The following is a 6535-nucleotide window of genomic DNA, read 5'->3' on the forward strand; positions in this document are numbered from 1 at the left end:
TTTTGAAGGGCGGAAATAGGTCCGCCATGCGTGCCCTTCGCCTCATCACTCTTATGACCCTGTGCGCAGCTTTGACCCCTGCGCAGGCTGAATCGCCCCGGCGTGTTCAGACGCTGGTGGTCTATGGTGATGATCCCTGTCCCAAGGCGGAGGAGGACGCGATTATCGTCTGCGCACGGAAACCCGAAAGCGAGCGCTACCGCATTCCAAAGACCCTTCGCGAAAAGAAGGAAACCGTCGGCGGTCAAAACTGGACAAGCCGCGTGGAAACGATGGAAGCTGCCAACCGGCAACTGCTTCCCAACAGTTGCTCTGTCATCGGGAGCAATGGGCAGACCGGCTGCACTCAGGCAATGCTGCGCCAATGGTTTGAGCAACGGCGGCTGGCGAAGCAGGAGGCAGAAGGAGCGCCGTAGAGGGCGGGCTCCTCAATCCAGCACGCAACCGAAACCGGGCTGGAATCTCGCTATCCGCTTTGCCATCAGGGGTACGCTTGCCACCACGGCACGCTCGTCCGGCAGATCGTCGAGCATGACGATCTCCATCCCGGTCTCCATGTCCTGCTCGCAACTCTCCATCGTCCGGCCCTGCACATAGCGGCAGGAACAGCCGATCCGCGCGCCATAGCCAACACCCGCCTCCGCCCGTGTCTTGAGATCGGGCCAATTCCAGGCAAGCAGGGCCACTCCGGCGGCTATCAGCCCGGCAACCACATAGCCCGCCACCTTCGCGTTGATCATTCTTCCCCTTTCGCGCGACGATGCTGTAAAGCGCGGCCCATGAACCGGAAAATCATCCTTCTGGCAAGCCTTGCCCTTTGCGGTGCGATTTGGACCGCATTGCCCCGGTCGCTGTCGGGGCAGGCACCGCGATCCTATGCCGCGCATGGTTCTGCCGGGGTCAGCGAGGTGGATTTGCGCGCTGCGATCGATCCTCTGTTCGACGATCCGGCCATGGGACAGACGCGCGCCCTGGTCGTGATGCGAGACGGCGAGATCATCGCCGAGCGCTATGGCGATGGCTTTGGACCTGGCAGCAAGCTGATAAGCTGGTCCATAGCGAAAAGCATAACGGCAACGCTCGTGGGTCTCATGGTGTCCGACGGACGGCTGGTGCTTGATGCGCCTGCCCCCGTACCTGCCTGGAGCCAGCCCGGCGATCCTCGCGCGGGGATCACATTGCGGAACCTGCTGCACATGTCCTCCGGGCTGGAGCATGTGGAAAATGGCGATCCAGTCTATGACAGCGATACGGTGCGAATGCTGTTCATGAGCGGCGCTGGCGACATGGCTGGTTATGCCGAGGCCAAGCCGCTCGCGTCCCGGCCGGGCACGGCATTCCAGTACAGCACCGCCACGAGCATGATCCTGTCGGACATTGTGACACGCGCTCTTACCGCCAGCGAGGACCCCGATGTCCGAAGGCAGGCGATGATGCAGTTCCTGCGCGGCCGGTTGATCGAGCCATTGGGCCTTGCGAGCCTTACGCCGGAATTCGACGCGCATGGCACGCTCATCGGCGGCAGCTTCATGCATGCGACCGCGCGGGATTATGCGAAGTTCGGAGAGTTTCTGCGCCGCAATGGCGAAGCGGACGGGCGGCAAATATTGTCTGCCCGCTGGGTCCGCTTCATGCGGACATCCTCTCCGCTAGACCCAAGCTATGGCGGTCATATGTGGCTCAACAAGCCCCGGCCCGAGGGCAGGCGCGACATCTTGTTTCCCGGCCATGGGCCGTCCAGCCTCTTCGCGAGTCTTGGCCATCGCGGGCAATATCTGCTGATTTCGCCTGAGCAGGGATTGACGATTGTGCGCCTGGGATTCTCCAACGAGGAAGAGCAGGCGGCGGTGCGTCAGCAATTAGCGCGCTTGGTGGAACTGTTTCCGGGAGGTTAGGCTATGGCGCTCAAATAACCGCCCAAAGCAGCAGAACGACCGCACCCAAGGCCACAAGAGCAATTCCCGGCAGGTCGGAAAACAGATTGAGCCGGTCGCCACGTCCTTGCGGTTCCAGCGTATCGGGATGTTCGCTATTGGGTGCCGGACTGCTCAGCCGCCCGCGCCGCGCCGTGCGAACAGCCGCCACGGCGACGCCGACAATGATCAGGACAGATCCGACCAGCACGAGAAGCATGGACTTCATCAAAGCGAAACCGGCGAATGGCCAGGAATGTTCCGTTTCAGGCGACCCGCGCCAGCTCCGCCGGTTCGGTTTCCGCTATCCAGCCGCCGCCCAGGACCCGGTCGCCATCATAGAGCACCGCCGCCTGGCCAGGGGCGACGCCATATTCTGGCTGAAGGAAGAGCAGCCTGCCGCCCTCCAGCCGTGCCGGAACGGGCTTGGCAAGCGAGCGGACCTTTGCCTGGCAGGTGCCGGAAAAGCTCGCTCCGAGCCAGTTGAGCTCGCTAAGATGAGCGGCGCTTACAGCGAGGGCCTGACGCGGGCCGACGATCACGCGCTTGTTCGCGGCGTCGAGGCGAATGACGTAGAGCGGCTCGGGCTGGCCACCGATTTCCAGTCCCTTCCGCTGGCCCACAGTATAGTGGATCATGCCCTTGTGCTGGCCCAGCACACGGCCGTCTATATGGAGGATGTCGCCGCCATCATCGGCATCCGGCCGAACCTTGCGCACGATCCGCGCATAGTCTCCGTCGGGCACGAAACAAATGTCCTGGCTGTCCGGCTTCATCGCCACGGCAAGATCCAGCGACGCAGCGATTTCCCGCACCTGGGGTTTGGGCAAGCCCCCCAGCGGAAAGCGCAGATAATCGAGCTGATCCTGTGTCGTGGCGAAGAGGAAATAGCTCTGATCGCGCGCCGGGTCCGCCGCCCGGTGCAACTCCGCCCCCTCAACGCTCCTCACGCGGCGGACATAATGGCCGGTCGCAAGGCAATCGGCGCCTAGTTCGCGGGCAAGGGTGAACAGGTCAGTGAACTTCACTCCCATATTGCATTTGACGCAGGGAATGGGGGTACGGCCCGCCATATATTCATTGGCGAAATCCTCGATCACCGACTCCCGGAAGCGGCTTTCATAATCGAAGACATAATGAGCGATCCCCAGCTTGTCGGCGACCGCGCGTGCATCGCGAATATCCTGCCCGGCGCAGCAGCTTCCCGTCCGTCCGGTCGCTGCGCCATGATCATAGAGCTGAAGCGTGACACCAATGGTCTCCGCGCCCGACCGCGCGGCCAAAGCGGCCACGACGCTGCTGTCGACGCCGCCCGACATGGCGACGACGATCCGCCGGGCCTGCATCGGCCCTTCGAGCTGGAAATCGGCTGACATGATGCGGGGCATATAGTCTGCTTCACGCCCCAGCGCCAGAGCCCGGCGTTAAGGCTGCTTAACAGCTTCTCACCAGGCGGTTTACCGGGCTTTATCCATTATCCGCTATTGATTCGGCTTATGGACATGAATTTTCCGCATCGGTTGAGGGCACGCACGCCTGGCGCGATTTCCCGGCTGGGGGAGCAGGCGCCCGATCTGTCGGTGCTGCTTGCCGTTGCCTCGGCGCGGCAGGCGGCAACGCCAACGGCGCGCTGTATTGCCGCTGAAGAGGGGGAGCCAGCGGACGAAGCGGATTTTGCCGCCGCCCTGGCGCGGATATTTGCGCCCAGGACAGTAGAAAATGTGAAGGCCAGAAGCCTGGCGGGATGCTTCAATCCGCTGATCGCCGGGCATTTAACGGTGGGGCAAGAATCGTGAATGGAGCATTTACCGTGGCGCTTTAGCCGATGTTCAATGCTCCTGTGACAAGTCGCTGAACGCAGACATGTGATTGGCTCCGTTGCCGTGTTTTGAGGTGAGAATGATCGAGAATCAGAAAATCCGACCCGCTCAGGTTGTTGGCCCCCTCGGCGAACCGCTGACGCTGGATTCGCTCCCCCCCGCTTCGACGACGCGCTGGGTGGTTCGTCGCAAGGCCGAGGTTGTGGCGGCCGTCAATGGCGGATTGCTGACCGTGGATGAGGCGTGCGAGCGCTATGGGCTGACGCTTGAGGAATTTGCGGGCTGGCAGCGGGCTGTCGACCGGTCGGGTATGCCGGGTCTGCGCGTCACTCGCATTCAGCATTACAAGTCGCTGTACGAGCGCCAGCAGAAATATTGAACAAGCGGGCCGGTATCGCCGCGACGCCAAGACCGTCTGCCCCCAAAGGGCGGGCGGTTTTTGTTTGTAAACGAAATTCTCTTTCCAGTTCGCTATTTGGGGCCTGCCACCTTAAAAAAACGTCGTCCCTGCCTGCGCAGGGACGACGGAAACAACGTCTCACTTCACCTTCTCTGTCATTCCCATCGGGAATTGCTATGCACTATGGGGCCGGAACGTTTTTTGCCGCCGGGCGCTTTATTGCACACCAATAAAGACAGGAGACGTGCAATGAACATTATCATCTGGCTGATTGTCGGCGGCATTCTTGGCTGGCTTGCCAGCATCCTGATGCGCACCGATGCTCAGCAGGGTATCTTGCTCAACATTGTCGTCGGCATCGTCGGCGCGTTCCTGGCAGGTCTGGTCTTCGCCGGTGGTACTATAAACCGCGGTGATTTCAGCCTTTCCTCGCTCATCGCCTCTTTCCTGGGCGCGGTGGTCCTGCTGGCGATCGTGAACCTTATCCGGCGGGGTTCGGTGCGATAGGGGGTTTACTCTCTTCTCGCTGCTATCTGCGCCTTAAAATGTTGTAGACGACCAGAATCGCCGCTGCCCCAAGGGTGGCGGCGATCCAGCCGGCTCGCTCTCCGGGGCCGTATAGTCCGGCGACCCGCCCGACGAAACCCGCCAGCAAGGCACCGGCAATCCCGAGCAGGATGGTTACCACGCACCCGCCCGGATCCTTGCCCGGCACTACGAACTTGGCGAGCGCGCCCGCGACAAGCCCTAGCCCTAGCCAGATCAAGATATCCATCGCGACTCCCTTGCCAGGCTGACGCTGGCTTTGGTGCTTTTTCCCGCATAATCCTTAACATAAACGATGAGGAGCGGGGCTGACCGATCGGACGACCCCCAATGGGTCGCTTGAAACCTATTTTGTTGCATTCTGTTTGGCTTACGCGCATTTTGCGCCCACCTTCGGCCGCACCCCTGCCGCTTCGGGCAACTCACTGACGCATACAGTTGAGGCTTGAGGCTGGTGATATATTCGGATAATACAGTGTTCCAGGCGGCGCCGATGGACTATTTGCGCGCGCCGTAAAAAAGAGAATGTGAATGAACTACGAGACGCGCTTTGTACCAGAAGGCGATATGGACAGCGCTGACGCCGCCATGCAGCGGCGGAAGCGCACGATCATTATCGCCGCCATTGCGGCGGGGCTGGCCCTTGTCGCGCTGGTGATTGCGCTGAAGCTCATGGATGCGGGAGCGGATCAGCCGGCGGGTTCCGACCTGTCGCAAACGCCGGCGGTCACTGTCGTCATTCCAGGCCGGCAGCCGGTGGACCGCGTCGTGAACGCCACCGGCTCATTGGCTGCTCGCCGGGAAATGCCAGTTGGTGTGGTGGGCGAAGGCGGTATGGTGTTGCGCGTGCTGGTGGAGCCAGGGGACTGGGTGCGTGCCGGGCAGCCGCTTGCGGTCATCGAACGTTCGGTCCAGACGCAGGAAATTCGCGCCCTTGCGGCGCAGATTGATGTTGCGCGCGCCGATGCCCGGCTCGCGCAGGCTGAACTGGACCGCGCTCAGGCGCTGGTTTCGCGCGGTTTCATTTCAAAGGCCGATGTTGATCGCAAGACGGCGACGCGAGACGCCGCCCGCGCACGGGTGAATGTAGCCGAAGCGCAATATCGGGAAGCGCTCGCACGCACGGGCCGCCTCGACATTCGCGCGCCTGCCGCCGGACTGGTGCTCACACGGTCTGTCGAGCCGGGACAGGTGGTTGGTTCCGGCAGCGGCATTTTGTTCCGTATGGCCAAGGGCGGCGAGTTGGAGATGCTGGCAGAGGTGAGTGAGGGGGACCTTGCCGGTATCGCGCCCGGCATGAGTGCCAGCGTGACGCCCGTAGGTTTTGGCCGGTCCTTCACGGGCCGCATCTGGCAGGTATCGCCTGTGGTCGACCCAAAGACGCGCCTTGGCACGGCGCGCATTCTGCTCAGCTATGACAAGGCATTGCGTCCCGGCGGATTTGCATCGGCTAGGATCGTGAGCGGAACGGCTGACGCGCCGCTGTTACCTGAATCTGCCGTGCTCAGCGATGACAAGGGCAGCTATGTCTATGTCGTCAACGCAAGGAATATGGTGGAGCGCCGCGCTGTCCAGATCGGTCAGGTCTCAAGCGAGGGCATCGCCATAAGCGGTGGTCTTTCGGGCAATGAAAAGGTCGTCCTTACAGCCGGCGCCTTCCTTAATCCCGGACAAAAAATTCGGCCCAATATGAAAAAGGCGGCCGGATAAGGCGGGAAGGGCAGCAAGGTGAACTTTCGCAATATCTCTGCCTGGTCGATCCGCAATCCGCTGGTGCCGATCGTCGTCTTTCTTGCCCTGCTGATGGCGGGCGTCGTCAGCTTCATGCGCATGGATGTCAACAACAATCCGGACGT

Annotated in this window: 10 protein-coding genes; 6 read left to right on the forward strand and 4 right to left on the reverse strand. The window is 61.7% G+C overall.

The features are described from left to right. The first annotated feature begins 26 nt into the window (after positions 1-26). Complete coding sequence (locus VJS46_RS11875; RefSeq protein ID WP_324060269.1) at positions 27-416, forward strand: hypothetical protein; 390 nt, start codon at positions 27-29, stop codon at positions 414-416. Between the two features lie 12 nt (positions 417-428). On the opposite strand, the gene VJS46_RS11880 is transcribed toward VJS46_RS11875, so the two are convergent. Further along, positions 429-740, reverse strand: coding sequence for a hypothetical protein (locus VJS46_RS11880; RefSeq protein ID WP_324060270.1), 312 nt, complete (start codon positions 738-740; stop codon positions 429-431). A 39-nt stretch (positions 741-779) separates the two neighbouring features. On the opposite strand from VJS46_RS11880, the gene VJS46_RS11885 reads away from it, so the two are divergent. Next, on the forward strand, positions 780-1895 hold the full coding sequence (locus tag VJS46_RS11885) for a serine hydrolase (RefSeq protein ID WP_324060271.1): 1116 nt from the start codon (positions 780-782) through the stop codon (positions 1893-1895). 10 nt (positions 1896-1905) lie between these two features. Here the strand turns inward: VJS46_RS11885 and VJS46_RS11890 are convergent, their stop codons facing one another. Together VJS46_RS11890 and mnmA are read right to left on the reverse strand one after the other, a co-directional pair. Continuing rightward, positions 1906-2142: a hypothetical protein gene (locus tag VJS46_RS11890; RefSeq protein ID WP_324060272.1), complete on the reverse strand. Its 237-nt coding sequence runs from the start codon at positions 2140-2142 to the stop codon at positions 1906-1908. Between the two features lie 37 nt (positions 2143-2179). Next, positions 2180-3289 carry a tRNA 2-thiouridine(34) synthase MnmA gene (mnmA, locus tag VJS46_RS11895; protein WP_324060273.1) on the reverse strand — a complete coding sequence of 370 codons (1110 nt, stop codon included), beginning with the start codon at positions 3287-3289 and terminating at the stop codon, positions 2180-2182. Between the two features lie 126 nt (positions 3290-3415). On the opposite strand from mnmA, the gene VJS46_RS11900 reads away from it, so the two are divergent. The 3 genes from VJS46_RS11900 to VJS46_RS11910 all read left to right on the forward strand — a co-directional run bounded on the left by VJS46_RS11900 (position 3416) and on the right by VJS46_RS11910 (position 4640). After that, the gene (locus tag VJS46_RS11900; RefSeq protein ID WP_324060274.1) at positions 3416-3709 is read left to right on the forward strand and encodes a hypothetical protein; all 294 of its coding nucleotides are present in this window, start codon (positions 3416-3418) and stop codon (positions 3707-3709) included. Between the two features lie 103 nt (positions 3710-3812). After that, complete coding sequence (locus VJS46_RS11905) at positions 3813-4112, forward strand: DUF1153 domain-containing protein (protein WP_324060275.1); 300 nt, start codon at positions 3813-3815, stop codon at positions 4110-4112. Between the two features lie 270 nt (positions 4113-4382). Continuing rightward, positions 4383-4640 (forward strand): GlsB/YeaQ/YmgE family stress response membrane protein, encoded by a 258-nt coding sequence (locus tag VJS46_RS11910; RefSeq protein ID WP_324060276.1) that lies wholly within the window; start codon positions 4383-4385, stop codon positions 4638-4640. Between the two features lie 22 nt (positions 4641-4662). Here VJS46_RS11910 and VJS46_RS11915 read toward each other — a convergent pair whose 3' ends face one another. Then, complete coding sequence (locus VJS46_RS11915; RefSeq protein ID WP_324060277.1) at positions 4663-4908, reverse strand: GlsB/YeaQ/YmgE family stress response membrane protein; 246 nt, start codon at positions 4906-4908, stop codon at positions 4663-4665. Positions 4909-5210: 302 nt separating this feature from the next. Between VJS46_RS11915 and VJS46_RS11920 the strand changes: the two genes are divergently transcribed. Beyond that, positions 5211-6389, forward strand: a complete 1179-nt coding sequence (locus VJS46_RS11920) for an efflux RND transporter periplasmic adaptor subunit (RefSeq protein WP_324060278.1) — start codon at positions 5211-5213, stop codon at positions 6387-6389. Positions 6390-6535 lie beyond the last annotated feature (146 nt).

Origin of the sequence: Rhizorhapis sp. (assembly GCF_035276005.1) — a bacterium.
Classification (GTDB): domain Bacteria; phylum Pseudomonadota; class Alphaproteobacteria; order Sphingomonadales; family Sphingomonadaceae; genus Rhizorhapis.